Annotated in this window: 1 pseudogene; it reads right to left on the bottom strand. The window is 53.0% G+C overall.

From position 1 onward, the window contains the following. A pseudogene (locus tag E2K52_RS14640) lies at positions 1-555 on the bottom strand (hybrid sensor histidine kinase/response regulator); the annotation flags it as partial.

Below are 555 nucleotides of genomic sequence, written 5' to 3' on the forward strand. Positions count from 1 at the left end.
CGTGCCCCGCGAATATGTTTTTCATCGCGCAGTTCTACCACAGCCACATGAAACTGGCGTGGCAGGCAGATAATGGCCAATGCAGCCAGCAGGGTTTGCGTCCAGAAACTTTCCGGTACGCCGAACACCTGGACGTCATGAAAAGTGCTACTGATATCATGACTGATCTGGGTCAGGTTCTCCGGTGCTTCAAACATGAAGAAACAGGCGACCGCCAGCAAGGCAAACAGTTTGACAAACGATTCAAAAGCCACTGCCAGCATCAGGCCGCCGTGCTGTTCGGTGTTGGCAATCTGCCGGGTACCAAAAATCATGGCCAGAATGGCGAGAATACCTGTCAGGAACAGCACGCCATTGGTAGTATTACTCATACCTGAGGAAGGTTCCAGAATAACTGTCGCACTGAGTGCAATAGCACGTAGCTGCAAGGCCAGATAAGGAATAATGGCAATCACCGCCAGAATGGTGACCAGTGAGGCGAGAGGGCCGCTTTTACCATAACGGGCGGCCACAAAGTCGGCAATCGAGGAGATGGCATGGTGCTGGCGTACCCGT

This window comes from Acinetobacter sp. RF14B (genome assembly GCF_006864105.1).
Lineage (GTDB): Bacteria > Pseudomonadota > Gammaproteobacteria > Pseudomonadales > Moraxellaceae > Acinetobacter > Acinetobacter lwoffii_C.